The sequence below is a fragment of the Gordonia zhenghanii genome (assembly GCF_021738965.1).
Lineage (GTDB): Bacteria > Actinomycetota > Actinomycetes > Mycobacteriales > Mycobacteriaceae > Gordonia > Gordonia zhenghanii.
In genome coordinates, this window is record NZ_JAKKOQ010000011.1 from 26,405 (window position 1) to 41,868 (window position 15,464).

Consider the following 15,464-nt stretch of genomic DNA (forward strand, 5'->3'; position numbering starts at 1 on the left):
GACCGACGCACCCATGTTCACTCCGGGCGAGCTCACCGTTCACCGGGATCCCGCCGGCCTGCGCCGCGTCACCAGAGCATTGCGTGGCGCGGGCAAACGTGTCGCGTTGGTGCCGACGATGGGTGCGCTGCACGACGGTCACCTGCAGTTGGTGCGTGCGGCGCAGCGGACCGGCAACACCGTCGTCGTCGTGTCGATCTTCGTCAACCCGCTTCAGTTCGGCGAAGGGGAGGACCTCGACGCCTACCCGCGGACCTTCGACGACGACGTCGCCCGACTGACGGCGGCGGGCGTCGAGGTGGTGTTCGCGCCGACCGCGGCACATATGTACCCGAACGGACCGCGCACCACAGTGAATCCAGGGCCGACGGGCGACATCCTCGACGGCCTGTCGCGGCCGGGACATTTCGCCGGGATGCTGACCGTGGTCGGAAAGCTGCTCAACATCGTCGGGCCGACCGCGGCCTACTTCGGCGAGAAGGACTACCAGCAACTCGTGTTGATCAACCAGATGGTGAACGATTTCGACATGGACGTCGACATCATCGGGGTTCCGACGGTGCGAGAAGCCGACGGACTGGCGTTGTCCTCGCGGAACCGCTACCTGTCCGCCGACGAGCGAGAGATCGCGATGACGATCTCAGCGGCACTGTTGGCGGGCACGCACGCTGCGGCCGGTGGACGCGACGCAGTTCTCGCCGCCGCCCGCTCGGTGCTCGACACTCAGCCGCAGATCGAGGTCGAGTACCTCGAACTGCGTGGCCTAGGCCTTCAGGAAGCTCCAGAGTCAGGCGATGGCCGCCTGCTGGTCGCTGCACGACTCGGGTCGGCACGACTGATCGACAACGTCGGCGTCGCGATCGGCACCGGATTCATCGGAAAAGAAGAGGGATGACGCATGTTCAGAACCATGATGACGTCGAAGATCCATCGCGCGACGGTGACGCAGGCCGACCTGCACTACGTCGGTTCGGTGACGATCGACGAGGACCTGCTCGACGCCGCAGATCTACTCGAAGGTGAGCAGGTGACGATCGTCGACATCGACAACGGCAACCGCCTCGAGACGTACGTGATCGCCGGAGAACGCGGTAGCGGGGTGATCGGGATCAACGGCGCTGCAGCGCATCTGGTTCACCCGGGCGACCTCGTGATCATCATCGCCTACGGCATCTTGGACAAGGACGAAGTGCGCGAGTACTCCCCGCACGTCGTGTTCGTCGACGCAGACAACAAGCCGATCACGGTCGGCGACGATCTGGCCGACGTGCCGGAGGGCTCGGGTCTCAAGGACCCGAGGCAGCTCGCGAGGGTCTGACGGCTCGATGCTCCTCACCGTCGACATCGGGAACACGAACATCCACCTCGGCGTGTTCGCAGGTCTCGGCGACAACGCGGAACTGGTGCGCGACTGGCGCATTCACACGCAGCCGAACTACACGGCCGACGAACTCGCCCTGACGTTGCGTGGGCTGCTCGGGTCGGACGTCGAGCAAGTGACCGCCGCGGCCGCCCTCTCCACGGTGCCGTCGCTCCTGCGTGAGATGCGAGTGATGCTGCCCCGATACTTCGGGAACGGCCCGCACATCCTCCTCGAACCGGGAGTGCGTACGGGCGTCCCGCTGCTCGTCGACAATCCGAAAGAGGTCGGCACCGACCGCGTCGCGAACGCACTGGCCGCGCACGGAAACTACCCGGATCGTCCGTGCATCGTCGTCGCGTGCGGCACAGCGACCGTGGTCGACGCGATCTCGGCGAAAGGCGAGTACCTGGGCGGTGCGATCGCGCCCGGAATCGACCTGGCGGTCCAGTCGCTCAGCGACCACACGGTCACGGTGCGCAAAGTGGAGCTCGCACCCCCGCGCAGCGTCGTCGGGAAGAACACCGTCGAGGCACTGCAGTCGGGGATCCTGTTCGGCTTCGCAGGTCAGGTCGACGGGCTCGTCGAACGCATCAGACGAGACGTGCCGGGATTCGACGGCTCAGACGTCTGTGTGATCGCCACCGGCTATCTCGCCCCGCTCATCTACGACGAATGCCGAAGCCTCACAGTGCATCACCCTCATCTGACGCTAGACGGGCTGCGGCGGGTTCACGAGCGAGCGCGACGCCGCTGAACCGATCATTCGTCGTCCGGCCGGGCTTGCGCGAGCAGCGCCGTCGCCTCTGCGGATCCGTCGAGCAGTCGGGTGGTGCGCCGCACCACCTCCCACCGGTGGGGCGAGTCGTCGGACCGTCGGAGTTCGAACAGAGTCGCACCCCCGCGCTGCACGCCGAAGCCACGGTCGCGGCCGTCGGGCGAATCGCTACGACGGATCACCAGAAGCGTCTCGCAGACCGCCGTCGCGTCGTCGCCGGTCACCCGGATCACGGCGGGGGAGTGCAAGTGCACGCAACCGCGACCGATGAGGCCCTGGTGCTGGTCGGACTCGACCATCGCGCGTACTTGATCCCGGCCGTCCATGAGCCAGCCCTCGACGTCGTAGACGCCGTCGTCGGCCCAGAGCCGGGAGACGGACTCGGCTTCGCCCGCGTCGACGAGGGGGCCGTACGACGCGATCAGCCGGGCGATGTCGCGTTCGTCCTCGAGCAACGCAACCCTGGTCAGCAGGTCAGCGAGAATGTGGTCGTCGGTCATCGGTCCTCCTGTCGGCCGCGCAGTGGTGCAGTGAGTTCCGCCAGCGCCGCGAGCTGTTCTTGGTAATTGGTCGCAGAGTGCGCGGAGACCGCGCAGGTGATCGACGTCGCGCCGGCATCGAGGAGTCGGGTGATCTTCTCCCTGGCGCGGTCCGGATCCCAGATCGGATCAAGGGGGGCGGTACCGAGCACGATCTCGAAACCGCACGGGATCTCGACTTGTCCGAGAAGATCGCGCAAGGCGCGCGCGCCCAGTCCGAACGGCATCCACCCGTCGCCGAGTTCAGCGGCTCGGCGCAGTGACGCGAGAGAACGGCCGCCGACCCAGAGCGGAATCCGGTCTTGCACGGCGTACGGCTCGAGCACGACGTCGCCGAAGTCGTAATGCTCACCGTGGTACTCCGGGCGCGACGTCGACAGAGAGGCCCGCAGCGCCCGCATCGCGTCGTCGGCGCGAGCACCTCGGCCCTTCCACGTAGCGGAGAGCAGGTCGAACTCCTCCTCGAGGGACCCGACGCCGACGCCGAGCGTCACTCGGCCCGAGCTCAGGCGGTCGAGAGTGCCGTAGCGCTTCGCGATCTCCAGCGGGTGGTGGTAGCCCAGCACGAGCACCGATGTCGTCAAGCGGATCCTCGTAGTGTGCGCGGCCAGGAACGCCAAGGTGGACAAGGGATCCCAGTACGTGACACCCCGACCTTCCGCGGTGGTCGGGACCGCGACGTGTTCGGCGCACGTCAGGTAGTCGAATCCGAGTCGGTCGGCGGTCGCGGCGATCTCCGTCAGCTCCGCGACGTCCGCGTCGCTCTCCCACGGGGCAGCGGCTCCGGGCACCTGGACCACGATCGGAGTCGAGATGCCGAAACGGATCGATGTGTTGGTGTGTTCCATGAGAACATGATGTCATCTAAAGTAGAATGAATTCTAGTCCTAAGGCGGATATCAAATGAACGAGTCGGATCTCGCATCGTACGGGCCGTGGGCAGTCGTCGTCGGCGGCTCGGAGGGGGTTGGCGCCGAATTCGCGGAGCAACTCGCGGCGGCCGGCCTCGACCTCGTCCTCGTCGCACGCAAGGAAGGGCCTCTCGAGGAGACGGCGGGCCGGTGTCGAGCCCACGGTCGCGATGTGCGGGTCGTGAGTGCGGACCTCACAGTGCCTGCAGATCTCGATCGGGTCATGCAGGTCACCGATCCGCTCGACGTCGGACTGGTGATCTGCAACGCGGGCGCCAACAGTTATGGATCGGACTTCGTCGACGGCGACCTGGCCGAGTTCATGAAGGTCCTCACGCTGAACGTGACGGTTCCGATGGCGCTCGCGCACCATTACGGCGCGCGGATGAAGAAGCGCGGTTCCGGCGGCATCGTCACGATCGGTTCGCTCAGCGGCTACCTGGGCTCCTCGCAGCACACCGTGTACGGGGGATCGAAGGCATTCGTGCGGATCTTCAGCGAAGGGCTGTGGTTGGAACTGCGTGAGGCGGGCGTCGACGTGCTCCATCTGGTCCTCGGGGTCACCGACACTCCGGCCATGCGCCGCGCCGGCCTCGACTTCGACCTGCCGGGCTTGGTCGTCGGACGTCCCGAGGAGGTCGCCGCCGAGGGGCTGGCGCACCTCGGGGACGGGCCGGTGCACGTGGTGTCCGGAAACGAACGCGGCGCGGCAGCCGGGGCCGCCGAGGACCGTGCGCGGGCAGTTCTGGGGCATCATCGACTCATGTCCGAACTCATGAGACGCCGGGTGAGTCACGATGCCTAGGCCAAGCGCGGCACGCGAAGCGGCCGCGCCCACCACGCCTGTCCAGCGTGAACGGGCGCGCCGCATCCTCCGTGTGGCGGCCCGCCTCGGGGCAGACCGCGGCCTGGACTCCGTGCGAATGGCGGACGTCGCCGCGGAAGCGGGGGTGTCGCTCGCGACGTTGTACCGCTACCACCCGACGAAGCACCATCTCTTCGCCGCACTGATGCTCGAGTACGCGCGAGAGCTCGGACCCGATCAGGCGGCCGACGACGACGATCCGGTCGAGGCCGTCGCCGCGATGATGGCTGACGCCTGCCGGAGCATGCTGGCTCGGCCGCTCCTCGGACGCGCGATGATCGTGTCGATCAATGCGATCCGAGCCGAATCTCAGACCACCGGATTCGACTTGCGCGGGCGGATCCTCGCCGCGGCGGGCATCACCGACCCGACGCCGGACGACCTGCAACTGACCGGGATCGTCGAGCAGACCGCTTACGGCGTCCTGTCGTGGGCGGTGATGGGGGAGCTCACGCCTGACGAAGCGCAGGACAGCATGCGGCGTGCGTGCCGTCTGCTCCTGGCTCCGTGGAGCGATTGATCGACGTCAGATCCGCACCAGCATCTTTCCGGTATTGGCGCCGTTGAGCATGTCGAGAAATGCCTGTGGTGCGTTCGCGAGGCCGTCGACGATCGTCTCGTCGTACCGAAGTCGTTCCTCGCGCAGCCATGTGCCGGTCTCGGCGAGGAAGTCCGGGCGTCGAGACGCGCTGTCGCCGACGATGAAGCCACGCATCGTCAGACGTTTGGTGACGAACTGGAACATGTTGTCCGGGCCGGTCGCGCGACCGGCCGTGTTGTAGTTCGAGATGGCGCCGCACGCCGCGATTCGTCCGTTGTCGTTCAGCGTCTCGACGGCGGCTTCGAGATGGTCGCCGCCGACGTTGTCGAAGTAGACGTCGATGCCGTCCGGCGCGGCGTCCGCGAGCTGCCGGCGGACGTCGCCGTCGTGATAGTCGAATGCGGCGTCGAATCCGAGATCTTCGACGAGGTGACGGACCTTCTCGGCACTCCCCGCACTGCCGATCACGCGGGGTGAGCCGCGGAGCTTGGCCATCTGGCCGACGACAGAACCGACAGCGCCCGCCGCGCCGGAGACGAAGACCGTGTCGCGCGGACCGAACGACGCGATGTCGAACAGGCCCACATACGCAGTGAAACCGGTCAGTCCGAGGACGCCGAGATGGACGCTCGTCGGCAACCCGTCGTCGGGGAGCGGCAGCGCCGACGTCGAGTCGAGGACCGCGTACTCGCGCCAACCGAGGCCGTGCGACACCGTGGTTCCGACGGGCAGTGCGGCGGAGCGGCTCGCGATCACCTCGCCGACGGCGCCCCCGTCGAGTGGCTCGCCGAGTGCGAACGGCGGGACGTACGACTTCGCGTCGTTCATCCGTCCCCGCATGTACGGGTCGACGCTCATGTACTCGTTGCGGACGAGTACCTGACCGGAGTCGAGGTCGGGAACGGCGATCGTCGCCGTCTCGAAGTCGGTGCGGGCGGGTTCGCCCACGGGCCGGGCCGCGAGACGGATCTCGCGGGATTGCGTTGGCAGTGCGTCGGACATGTCGCTCCAGTTCTCGTGCGTGTGAAACCTCTTCCACACCTACTCCGGCCGGGTGACGTTTCGCCTCCTCTGCGTCGGTGAGAAGCCGCGCACGCGATACGGTTCGGTGCATGGAGAAGCTTTACGGCGACGTTGTGAGATCGGGCGACGTTGATCGCCTCGGGGAATACGAGGTCACGGAAGAGTCGATCGTCGCTTTCGCCGTGCAGTGGGATCCGCAGTGGTTTCATGTGGACCCAGGCGCGGCGGGCGACGGTCCGTTCGGTGGCCTCATCGCGAGCGGTATCCAGACCATGGCGATCCTTCAGAAGCTCGCCGTCGAAGCTGTGTTCGGCAAGTTCCACATCTTGTGCGGCAAAGAACTCACCGACGTGCGGTTCCGACAGCCGGTACGGCCCGGCAGTGTGATCAGCGGGACCATGACGACTACGACAGTGCGTCCCGAACCGGACCGCGGACGCGTTCTCGTCGGCTATGACGCGGAGCTGACCGACAAGAACTCCGGTGTCGTCCTCACCGCAGTGATGGCGGTGTACATGCTGCTGCCCGATACCCCCTGAACCGCCCGAGATCCCTGAACTGCCCGATGTCTCTGAGCAGTCAGTGCAGCGGGTTCGCCAGGAGCAGTTCGCAGTTGCGGTCCGCGGCCGTTCCGGTGCGGTCTTCGAGGTGGATGTCGTTGAGTGAGAACTCGCGGTACAGGCTCGCCAGTCCTTGCTGCGTCAGGTTCGACGGGTCGGCGGTGTACGGACCCTCGGCTTCGATCAACGGCGTGAAGACACTGACAGTGCCGTCCTTGTTGTCGGTCACCTCGATGATTCGCGCGAGCTGGGGGAAGTCGATGTGACTGGCCGTGTTGATCTCCCAGAAGCTGTGCCGCGGCGTCGAACCGCGATGCGGTGTCACGGCGTTGTCATGGGTGTGACCGTTGACCCAGGCGATCACATTCGGGTGCGCCTTCAACCGTTCGACGAGGTGCTTCCCGTCGAACTGGGCCTGTCCCGGCGTCTCGGGATTGGGCAGCTTGGCTGTCATCGTCGTCGACGTGTGGTGACTGAAGACGATCACCAACTGGTCGGCGTGCGAACGCAGCTGCTGCTCTATCCACGCCAACTGCTTCTGACTGATGGATCCGTCGGCGATACCGAGACTGTTCGTCGTGTTCATCGCGACGCCGAGCACACCGGGCGCGATCTGGAATCGATACCAGCTGGGGCCGTCGGGGTCGGCGAATCCGTGGCCGACGGGGCCTGCGCCGGTGATCGACGGGTCGAAGTGCCTGCGGATGAACTCGCGCGGGGAGTAGGGCCGTCGTCGGGAGTCGGCAGTCGCGGGAAGCGTGGGACCGGTGGTCCTGAGCTTCGAGAGCAACGGCAGGACGGACGACGGGTCGCTGCCCAACGCGCGTGCGATCGCGGCGACCGTCGGGTCGGTGCCGGGGAGGTCGAACTTCACGGCGCCGAGGTACAGCCAATCGACCAGGTTGTTCGGCACGGTGCCGAGCATCTGGTCGTCGTGGTTGCCGAACACCGAGTACCACCGCATGTCCAGGCCGGGACTGGAGTGTCGTTGAATCGCCGCGTGCAGTAGGCCGGGGACCGTCGGGAACCCGCGATCCTTGTACTGGTCGGGGGCGTCGCGCTCCGGGCGGTAGTACAGCGCCGACCCGTCCGACTGGACGCCTTCGAACCTGGTCGGGTGCCCGGTGTTCGGGGTGATCGTGCCGCCTGCGAGCAGTCGCTGGTACCACTCGAGTTCGATGACCTCGTGATTGTCGGTGTTGTCGCCGGTCGAGACCACGCAGTCGAACGCGCGACCGGTGAACGGACCGCCGGACAGTGAGTTGATGCGTTTGACGAGGGCGACGGCGCCCTGCGTGCCGAGCGCTTCTTGCGGGCGATACGCGGGGCCCTGCAGGGGATGGACGTACTCGAAGCGCGCCGGACTCTGGACGTCGGCGATGTGAATGTCGGTGAGCTGGACGAACGACGCCAGTCCGGTTCGTGTCGATTCACGTGTCGAGCGCGCCGCGGCAAGCTCCTCGCGTACGTACAGCGGCCAGCCGCGGCCCTCGACGAGTCTGCGGTATCCCTTCTTGTCCGGGCGTCCGGGCACCCCGACTCTTGCGAGAGTGGTGCCCGCGGCGTCGGCCGACGCCGCGGCGCCGGGCTCCGCATGAACCAGACCCGCCGCGATCGACGACGCCGTGATCGATGATGCGGCGGCCGCTCCGGCGGCCGCGGTGCTCGAGCGCAGGAACGTGCGGCGGGACATACTCATGGGCGGCCTCCGGGCGATGTGCCGAATCGGTGATGGTGAACGCGATGTGAACTCGACTGTAACCGGTGGCACTCGCACGTCGAAGGCGTTCCTGATCGATCGATCTGATTCGGCTCAGGTCTGGACCCCGCGATTCTGCTCACACGCGCGCAAAACTCTGGAAGAGGGCGCGCGGGTGTGGCACAGTCATCGTCGTGATCAAGAGCTGTCAGGAGTGTTGTCAGGGCTGACGTCCCGCCATGTGCGGACGGTCCTGTCTCGACCTCCCTGCTCGTTCGATCACCATCCGAGGAAACCCTCATGACTGTTGCGATCTCCGCACCCGTTTCTGCCCCTTTCATCGCTGTGCCGCTATCGGTGCAGGCCAACCGGTTTCGTGAAGAGCTCGCCGACGGGGCCGTCGCTGTCGACCTGCGTGACGCCGCGTCTCATCGACGGTTCGGAGCGCTGCTCGGCGCTGTCGCCGTGAACTCCGACGAGGCGCTCGACCTCCTGAGTCCAGAGTCGCCGTCGGCGCTCCGTGCTGCGACCCTCGATGCGCGGTGGGTGCTCGTCTCCGAGGACGGGTACGACGCCGAGTGGCTCGCCTGGCACCTTCAGGCGCGAGGAGTCACCGGGACGCGGTTCGTCGTCGGCGGCCACCGTGCGTTGCGCGAACACGGGGTGACCGGCTCGGTCGGCGCCGACGCTCTCGGACTGTACGACCCGCGCTGACGATTGGCTCCCGACCACTGCGGCCAATTACCCTAGTCGGGTGAGCGAGCACCAGAGCGACGAGCAGATCCGCGAGGACGATCAGACCCCCGAACAGCTGCGGATCCGCCGCGAGAAGCGGGAACGTATTCTCGCCGAAGGGCGTGAGGCGTACCCGGTCGAGTTGGCTCGTACGCACACGCTCGCCGAGATCCGCGCCGAGTACTCCGATCTCGAGGCCGGAGCGGAGACCGGCGTCCAGGCCGGTGTCGCCGGACGCGTGATCTTCATCCGGAACAAGGGCAAGCTCTGCTTCGCCACCTTGCAGGAGGGCGACGGTACCAAGCTGCAGGCGATGCTCTCGCAGGCCAAGGTCGGCGAAGACGCTCTCGCGTCGTGGAAGGCTGACGCCGACCTCGGCGACATCGTCTTCGTCCACGGCGAGATCATCTCCTCGCGTACTGGCGAACTGTCGATCATGGCCGACGAATGGCAGATGGCGTCGAAGTCGTTGCGTCCCTTGCCTGTCGCCCATAAAGAGATGAACGAGGAGTCGCGCGTCCGGCAGCGGTACGTCGATCTGATCGTTCGCCCCGAGGCCCGCGAGACGGCGCGGACGCGCGTCACGGCGATGGCCGAACTGCGCCGGTTCCTCACCGAGCGCGACTTCCTCGAGATCGAGACCCCGATGCTGCAGACGCTGCACGGCGGCGCAGCGGCTCGTCCGTTCGTCACGCATTCCAATGCCTTCGACCTGGACTTGTACCTGCGGATCGCGCCGGAACTGTTCCTCAAGCGCGCCGTGGTCGGCGGCATCGAGCGAGTCTTCGAGGTGAACCGCAACTTCCGTAACGAAGGCGCCGACTCGACGCACTCGCCCGAGTTCGCGATGCTCGAGACTTACCAGGCCTACGGCACGTACGACGACGCCGCCGTCATGACGAGGGAACTCGTCCAGGCCGTCGCGCTCGGCGCCGTCGGCACATTGACGCCGACGATGCCGGACGGCTCGACCTACGACCTGTCGGGCGAGTGGAAGTCTGTGTCCATGTACCCGTCGCTGTCCGAGGCGCTCGGCCGTGAGATCGTGCCGCTCGAGACGAGCGTCGACGAATTGCTGACGATCGCCGCCGAGGTGGGACTCGAAGTCCCGAAGGACAAGGGCTACGGCCACGGCAAGCTCGTCGAAGAGCTGTGGGAGCACCTGGTCGGCGACAAGCTCGACGAGCCGGTCTTCGTCCGCGACTTCCCGGTCGAGACGTCGCCGCTGGTGCGCGCTCACCGCAGCATCCCGGGTGTCGTCGAGAAGTGGGACCTTTACGTCCGCGGCTTCGAACTCGCCACCGGCTACTCGGAGCTCGTCGACCCGATCATCCAGCGTGAGCGCTTCGTCGACCAGGCTCGCCTCGCCGCCGCAGGCGACGACGAGGCGATGGTCCTCGACGAGGAGTTCCTCGCCGCGATGGAGCACGCGATGCCTCCCACCGCCGGAACCGGCATGGGAATCGACCGCCTCCTCATGGCGATCACCGGGCTCGGCATTCGCGAGACCGTCCTCTTCCCGCTGGTCAAGCCGGTCCAGTAGTTCTTCCGCCGGTCGAGCGTCCTCCGTTGGTCGAGCGTCCTCCACGTTGGTCGAGCGTCCTCCCGTTGGTCGAGCGTCCTCCCGTTGGTCGAGCGAAGTCGAGACCTCTCTCTTCGTTGGTCGAGCGGAGTCGAGACCCCGACTTCTGCTCGACGTACTTTTCGGTCTCGACTCCGCTCGATCCGCGTGGAGGTCTCGATCGGCGTGGAGGGTCACCGCTCGTAATAGGACGTCCACGGCTCGCTGGACACCACCGAGCCGTCGGGTGCGGTGATCAGGAGTCGGTCGCGGTGGACGTGGTAGGTGTAGCCGTTGTTGACGGCGTGGAACCCGAGCGAGTTCTGGGTAGCTCCCCAGATCTCGACGGTGTCCCCGGTGGTCTTGGCCTCACCGCTGTACGCCCAGCCGGTTGGGCCCTGCACCGGACAGATCACCACTTCGGAGACGGCCGAGGCGGCCATCACTTGGACCGGACCGTTGCAGTAGGGGCCGCCGGGGAACCCGTCCGCGGAGGCCTGGCCCGCACCGATGAGACTGGCGGCCGACAGGCCTGCGGCAGCGATGCCTGCTACGGCGACGCGCGTGGCGAGAATGCGGGTCTTGTTCGTGTCGTTCGTATGCGTGCGCATGATGAACACGTCCTCTCGCAGGCGACGGCAGCGGCCGGCCGATCAGTGCCTGCGGATCGGGGTCAAGTCAACGTCGACCGCTACCGGGTATGTCGGACGGTGAACGGCGTCACGTTAAGGGGTGTCGTTCACGCAGATGACCGACGTGCGGGTCAGGGGAGGAGTCGTGCGCGGCGCGCGTTCACGACCGCTTCGAAGCGAGTGACCGCGTTCAGCTTCGTCATCAGCGACTTCACGTAGTCCTTGACCGTGTAGACGCCGATGCCGAGGTGTTCGGCGACCGCCCGGTTCGACAGTCCCGCTCCGAGTAGTCCGAGGACGTCCTGCTCGCGCGCGGTGAGGTGGACGTTCGGCGCGTCGTCGGGACTCTCATCTGCGAGGTCCGTAGCGATCTGGAGCATGCGAGCGCGTACCGACTCGTCGTCGACAGAGTCCGCGAGCGCCCGAAGCTGCAGGTACGAGTCGTGGACCCGGGTCCGCCAGGCGGTGAGATCGCGTTCTTCGTCGTCGGTGCGCAGCGTGGCCAGAACGTCGGCGACTGCCAGCTGCTGTTCTACCGAGCGTGCTTCGTCGACGACGGCGTCGAGTGCGGATCCGAGTTGCTCCTGTGCCGTTCGCCGCGCGGCGTACAAGACGCCGATCTGTCTGCGGCCGACGATGATCGGTGCCGCCACAATGGCTCGGAGCGATTCAGCGCGGATGATCTCGTCGTAGGTGTGAGTGATGAGCGGCGAACTCACGTAGTCGCCGATGGCTTCGGCGCGAGCGCGTCCTACGACCCGGCCGCCGAGGCCGTGGCCCGGGTCCAGGTTCGCGCCGCGCAGCGGGCCGACGAGGTCGCCGTCGAACGAGAACAACTCGATTCGGGGAGCGTCACCGGGCAGGACTCGCCCCGCGAATGCAAGGGTCGCACCGGTACGTCGGCGGAGTCGTTCCAGTGGACCGCGCAGCCGCCGCGCCAACTCGTCGGCGGGCGCACCCCTCTTCAGAGGGTTGTCGGTGTCGGTCGTCACATCCATGATTGTGTCATCACGCAGGTCGAGTGAGTGGAGGACGGGCATGAACGACGAAGCACGAGAGAGCGCAGATCGGCAGGTCGCCGACTGGCTGGACGTCTACGGGGCGCCGGACGCGAGTGTGGCGAACCTGCTGTGCGATCGCCACGATCGGGCAGCAGTCGCGTTCACCCTCGTCGAGCCGGACTTGTCCGCGACTGCCATGACGTACGGGGAACTCGCGGACGAGTCCCGGCGGATGGCGACGGTCCTCGCGGCACACGGCGTGACGCGCGGCGACCGGGTCCCGGTCCTGCTCGGCAAGCGTCGCGCGCTGGTCATCACCCTCGTCGCACTGTGGCGGACCGGCGCGGTGCACGTTCCGCTGTTCACCGCGTTCGCCACCGGTGCGATCAGGTTGCGCGTCGAGGGATCCGGTGCACAGATCGTGGTGACCGATGCGTCGCAGCGCGACAAAGTCGATCCGATCGATGCGGTGCTGGTACTGGACGTCGACGACCTCGTCGTCGAGGCGCAGTCGGCCGAGCCTGCGAACTACGACGCTGCGGTCGGTGGTGACGGGGCGTTCGTGCAGCTGTATACGAGTGGGACGACAGGCAAGCCCAAGGGCGTCCCGGTACCGGTGCGAGCGTTGGCGTCTTTTCAGGCGTACCAGCACTTCTCGCTCGACGTGGCCGTGGACGACGTCTTCTGGAACGCCGCTGATCCGGGGTGGGCGTACGGCCTCTACTATGCGGTGATCACGCCTCTGGTCGCCGGCCGCACCAGCCTGCTGTTCAACGCGGGGTTCACCCCGGACTCGACCGTCGCGGTGCTCAAGACGTTCGGCGTCACCAATTTCGCTGGTGCGCCGACGATGTATCGAGCGCTGCGCGCACAGGCCGACACGACGGACATCGGGTTGCGCCGCGCGTCGTCGGCAGGCGAGCCGTTGACTCCCGACATCGTCGAGTTCGGCCGCACCCGACTCGGCTGCGAAGTACGGGATCACTACGGCCAGACCGAGATCGGCATGGTGATCGGCAACCACTGGAACACCGAGGTCGGGATGCCGCTGAAACCGGGATCGATGGGGCAGGCGATGCCCGGATATGTCGCCGGGATCGTCGACGGTCAGATCGCGATCGACGTGAAGGCTTCTCCGGCGCTCTGGTTCACCGGATACGACGCTGCGCCGGAGAAGACCGCGGACCGATTCACCGACGACGGCGCGTGGTACCTGACCGCAGACACCGGAAAAGTCGACGACGAGGGCTACTTCTCGTTCACTGCGCGCGACGACGACGTGATCCTCGCGGCCGGGTACCGCATCGGACCGTTCGACGTGGAGAGCGTCATGGTGACGCACGCGTCCGTCGCGGAGGTCGCGGTCGTCGGACGTCCCGACCCGGAGGGCATCCGCGGCGAGGTGGTCGAAGCGTTCGTCGTCCTGAACACGGGTTTCGCCGGGGACGATGCACTCGCGTCCGAACTGCAGGCGGTGGTCCGTGACGAGTACTCCAAGCATGCGTATCCGCGCACCGTCCACTTCGTCGAGTCTCTGCCGAAGACACCGAGCGGCAAGGTTCAACGGTTCGTGCTGCGGCGAGGAGGAGAATAGGTCCCGCGCGAGGTCGGGGTTTCTCGCTGCTCGAGCTCTTCTCGCTGGTGGAACTCTTTTCGCTGGTCGAGCGGAGTCGAGACCCGACCTGTGCCGCTCCCGGGAGGTCGGGGCTATCCCAGTTCGCGTTTGAGTACCTTGCCGGACGGGTTCCGCGGCAGGGCTTCGACGAACGCGACCGAGCGCGGGATCTTGAAGTTCGCGAGATGCTCACGTGCGTAAGTCAGCACGTCGTCGACGGTCACCGTCGTTCCGTCGGCGACGGTGATGTAGGCCTTCCCGACCTCGCCCATCCGCTCGTCGGGGACACCGATCACCGCGACTTCAGTGATTCCGTCGACACGAGCGAGGACTTGCTCGACCTCGGCCGGGTAGACGTTGAAACCGCCGCAGATGTACATGTCCTTGAGCCGGTCGGTGATCGTCAGGTAGCCGCGTTCGTCGAGAGTCCCGACGTCTCCGGTGTGCAGCCACCCGTCGGGGTCGATCGTCGCGGCGGTTGCTTCGGGGTCGTCGAGGTATCCGCGCATGACCATCGCGCCCCGCGTCAGAACCTCCCCCTCGTCCGACAGTCTCACCTCCATGCCCTCATAGGCGCGGCCGCAGGTGGTCGCGACGGTGACGGCGTCGTCGTCGGCGCGGCACGTCGTGACGAACCCGCTGGTCTCGGTCTGCCCGTAGGCTGTCAGCACGGTCTCGACTCCGAGGTCGGACTGGATGCGCTCGATCAGCACCACGGGAACGATCGTTGCGCCCGTCACCACCAAGCGCAGGCTCGTCAGGTCGTAATCGGAACGGGACGGATCGTCGAGCACGGTCTGGAAGATCGTCGGCGCGCCGGGAAAGACGGTCACTCGTTCGGAATCGATCAACCGCATGGCCTCGCCGGGGGAGTAGACGGCGAGCGGGATCATCGTGACACCGAACAGCAGCGACGGCAGGATGCCCGCCTTGTATCCGAACGTGTGGAAGAACGGATTCACCATCAGATAGCGGTCGTCGGCGGTCAGCCTGCCGTTCGACGCCCACGCGTGCGAGCCGGCGAGCGTGTGGCGGTGCTCGGCCAGGACCCCCTTCGGTGCGCCCGTCGTCCCGGACGTGAACAGGATGTCCGACAAGTCGTCCTCGGCGACGGCGTCTGCCCGCAGACGGGCAGTGGCCACCGATTCGTCGGCCACAGTGAGGAATCGATCCCAGGGGACCGCTCCGGCCGCGTCGACCTCCGACTCGAGGGGGATGCCGATGACCGTTCGGCCTGTCGCGATCGGCGACGCCAACACCTCGGAGAGCCGGTCGATGTCCGCGAAGGCGCCCGACGCCACGAGAACTTCTGCGCCCGATCGTTCGACGATGTCCGACGCCTCGCTCACGGTGTACCGCGTGTTGAGCGGTACGAGCACCGCGCCCGCATAGTGCGTGCCGAGCGCGGCGATCGGCCAGTGGTGGCTGTTCGGCGCCCACACGGCGACCCGGTCGCCCGGCTCGACGCCCGCCTCGATCAGGCCTGCGGCGAAGCTGCGCACCCTGTCGGCCAGCTCGCTCCAGGTCAGCCGCACGGGTTCGTTCCACTGGTCGTCGATCACCGCGATCTGATCGGGCCAGAGCTCTTCTGCTCGGTGCACGGCGGCGGGACTAGTCAGGGGCGTCGGAAGCATGAACAAAACC

General features: G+C 66.7%; 16 protein-coding genes. 9 read left to right on the plus strand and 7 right to left on the minus strand.

Annotated elements, in window-relative coordinates; genetic code table 11:
• Positions 1-13 precede the first annotated feature (13 nt).
• From panC to L5G32_RS12680, 3 genes are read left to right on the plus strand one after another with little or no spacing between them, the layout of a single operon-like run.
• The gene (panC, locus tag L5G32_RS12670; RefSeq protein ID WP_237011454.1) at positions 14-895 is read left to right on the plus strand and encodes a pantoate--beta-alanine ligase; all 882 of its coding nucleotides are present in this window, start codon (positions 14-16) and stop codon (positions 893-895) included.
• A gap of 3 nt (positions 896-898) precedes the next feature.
• Positions 899-1,318 (plus strand): aspartate 1-decarboxylase, encoded by a 420-nt coding sequence (gene panD / locus L5G32_RS12675; protein WP_237011418.1) that lies wholly within the window; start codon positions 899-901, stop codon positions 1,316-1,318.
• A gap of 7 nt (positions 1,319-1,325) precedes the next feature.
• Positions 1,326-2,117 (plus strand): type III pantothenate kinase, encoded by a 792-nt coding sequence (locus tag L5G32_RS12680; protein WP_237011419.1) that lies wholly within the window; start codon positions 1,326-1,328, stop codon positions 2,115-2,117.
• A 5-nt stretch (positions 2,118-2,122) separates the two neighbouring features.
• On the opposite strand, the gene L5G32_RS12685 is transcribed toward L5G32_RS12680, so the two are convergent.
• Positions 2,123-2,638, minus strand: a complete 516-nt coding sequence (locus tag L5G32_RS12685) for a nuclear transport factor 2 family protein (protein ID WP_237011420.1) — start codon at positions 2,636-2,638, stop codon at positions 2,123-2,125.
• Positions 2,635-3,504: an LLM class F420-dependent oxidoreductase gene (locus L5G32_RS12690; RefSeq protein WP_237011455.1), complete on the minus strand. Its 870-nt coding sequence runs from the start codon at positions 3,502-3,504 to the stop codon at positions 2,635-2,637. Before L5G32_RS12690 ends, L5G32_RS12685 begins: the two co-directional genes overlap by 4 nt.
• 76 nt (positions 3,505-3,580) lie before the next feature.
• On the opposite strand from L5G32_RS12690, the gene L5G32_RS12695 reads away from it, so the two are divergent.
• Positions 3,581-4,393 carry an SDR family NAD(P)-dependent oxidoreductase gene (locus L5G32_RS12695; protein WP_237011421.1) on the plus strand — a complete coding sequence of 271 codons (813 nt, stop codon included), beginning with the start codon at positions 3,581-3,583 and terminating at the stop codon, positions 4,391-4,393.
• The gene (locus L5G32_RS12700; protein ID WP_237011422.1) at positions 4,386-4,973 is read left to right on the plus strand and encodes a TetR/AcrR family transcriptional regulator; all 588 of its coding nucleotides are present in this window, start codon (positions 4,386-4,388) and stop codon (positions 4,971-4,973) included. The genes L5G32_RS12695 and L5G32_RS12700 overlap by 8 nt, the downstream gene beginning before the upstream one ends.
• Positions 4,974-4,979: 6 nt before the next feature.
• On the opposite strand, the gene L5G32_RS12705 is transcribed toward L5G32_RS12700, so the two are convergent.
• Complete coding sequence (locus L5G32_RS12705) at positions 4,980-5,996, minus strand: NADP-dependent oxidoreductase (RefSeq protein WP_237011423.1); 1,017 nt, start codon at positions 5,994-5,996, stop codon at positions 4,980-4,982.
• A 110-nt stretch (positions 5,997-6,106) separates the two neighbouring features.
• Here L5G32_RS12705 and L5G32_RS12710 point away from each other — a divergent pair, with 110 nt between their 5' ends.
• Positions 6,107-6,556, plus strand: a complete 450-nt coding sequence (locus L5G32_RS12710; RefSeq protein WP_237011424.1) for a MaoC/PaaZ C-terminal domain-containing protein — start codon at positions 6,107-6,109, stop codon at positions 6,554-6,556.
• A 40-nt stretch (positions 6,557-6,596) separates the two neighbouring features.
• On the opposite strand, the gene L5G32_RS12715 is transcribed toward L5G32_RS12710, so the two are convergent.
• Positions 6,597-8,276, minus strand: coding sequence for a TIGR03767 family metallophosphoesterase (locus L5G32_RS12715; protein WP_237011425.1), 1,680 nt, complete (start codon positions 8,274-8,276; stop codon positions 6,597-6,599).
• Between the two features lie 300 nt (positions 8,277-8,576).
• Here L5G32_RS12715 and L5G32_RS12720 point away from each other — a divergent pair, with 300 nt between their 5' ends.
• Entirely contained in the window at positions 8,577-8,990 is a 414-nt protein-coding gene (locus L5G32_RS12720) for a rhodanese-like domain-containing protein (protein WP_237011426.1), read from the plus strand.
• A gap of 40 nt (positions 8,991-9,030) precedes the next feature.
• The gene (gene lysS, locus L5G32_RS12725) at positions 9,031-10,554 is read left to right on the plus strand and encodes a lysine--tRNA ligase (protein WP_237011427.1); all 1,524 of its coding nucleotides are present in this window, start codon (positions 9,031-9,033) and stop codon (positions 10,552-10,554) included.
• Between the two features lie 212 nt (positions 10,555-10,766).
• On the opposite strand, the gene L5G32_RS12730 is transcribed toward lysS, so the two are convergent.
• Both L5G32_RS12730 and L5G32_RS12735 read right to left on the minus strand, forming a co-directional pair.
• Positions 10,767-11,183 carry a hypothetical protein gene (locus L5G32_RS12730; RefSeq protein ID WP_237011428.1) on the minus strand — a complete coding sequence of 139 codons (417 nt, stop codon included), beginning with the start codon at positions 11,181-11,183 and terminating at the stop codon, positions 10,767-10,769.
• A 152-nt stretch (positions 11,184-11,335) separates the two neighbouring features.
• A complete protein-coding gene (locus L5G32_RS12735; protein WP_372491695.1) occupies positions 11,336-12,196 on the minus strand; it encodes a helix-turn-helix transcriptional regulator in 861 nt (286 codons plus the stop codon).
• Positions 12,197-12,242: 46 nt separating this feature from the next.
• Between L5G32_RS12735 and L5G32_RS12740 the strand changes: the two genes are divergently transcribed.
• Positions 12,243-13,799, plus strand: coding sequence for an AMP-binding protein (locus L5G32_RS12740; RefSeq protein WP_237011430.1), 1,557 nt, complete (start codon positions 12,243-12,245; stop codon positions 13,797-13,799).
• Between the two features lie 113 nt (positions 13,800-13,912).
• Here the strand turns inward: L5G32_RS12740 and L5G32_RS12745 are convergent, their stop codons facing one another.
• Complete coding sequence (locus L5G32_RS12745) at positions 13,913-15,454, minus strand: FadD3 family acyl-CoA ligase (protein WP_237011431.1); 1,542 nt, start codon at positions 15,452-15,454, stop codon at positions 13,913-13,915.
• Positions 15,455-15,464 lie beyond the last annotated feature (10 nt).

Bases quoted from the DNA above. Each gene is read 5' to 3' on its own strand.
- L5G32_RS12700 (WP_237011422.1), top strand. From the start codon at position 4,386: ATGCCTAGGCCAAGCGCGGCACGCGAAGCGGCCGCGCCCACCACGCCT.
- L5G32_RS12730 (WP_237011428.1), bottom strand. From the start codon at position 11,183: ATGCGCACGCATACGAACGACACGAACAAGACCCGCATTCTCGCCACG.
- panD (WP_237011418.1), top strand. From the start codon at position 899: ATGTTCAGAACCATGATGACGTCGAAGATCCATCGCGCGACGGTGACG.
- L5G32_RS12695 (WP_237011421.1), top strand. From the start codon at position 3,581: ATGAACGAGTCGGATCTCGCATCGTACGGGCCGTGGGCAGTCGTCGTC.
- L5G32_RS12680 (WP_237011419.1), top strand. From the start codon at position 1,326: ATGCTCCTCACCGTCGACATCGGGAACACGAACATCCACCTCGGCGTG.
- L5G32_RS12705 (WP_237011423.1), bottom strand. From the start codon at position 5,996: ATGTCCGACGCACTGCCAACGCAATCCCGCGAGATCCGTCTCGCGGCC.
- panC (WP_237011454.1), top strand. From the start codon at position 14: ATGTTCACTCCGGGCGAGCTCACCGTTCACCGGGATCCCGCCGGCCTG.
- L5G32_RS12685 (WP_237011420.1), bottom strand. From the start codon at position 2,638: ATGACCGACGACCACATTCTCGCTGACCTGCTGACCAGGGTTGCGTTG.
- L5G32_RS12710 (WP_237011424.1), top strand. From the start codon at position 6,107: ATGGAGAAGCTTTACGGCGACGTTGTGAGATCGGGCGACGTTGATCGC.
- L5G32_RS12745 (WP_237011431.1), bottom strand. From the start codon at position 15,454: ATGCTTCCGACGCCCCTGACTAGTCCCGCCGCCGTGCACCGAGCAGAA.
- L5G32_RS12740 (WP_237011430.1), top strand. From the start codon at position 12,243: ATGAACGACGAAGCACGAGAGAGCGCAGATCGGCAGGTCGCCGACTGG.
- L5G32_RS12715 (WP_237011425.1), bottom strand. From the start codon at position 8,276: ATGAGTATGTCCCGCCGCACGTTCCTGCGCTCGAGCACCGCGGCCGCC.
- L5G32_RS12720 (WP_237011426.1), top strand. From the start codon at position 8,577: ATGACTGTTGCGATCTCCGCACCCGTTTCTGCCCCTTTCATCGCTGTG.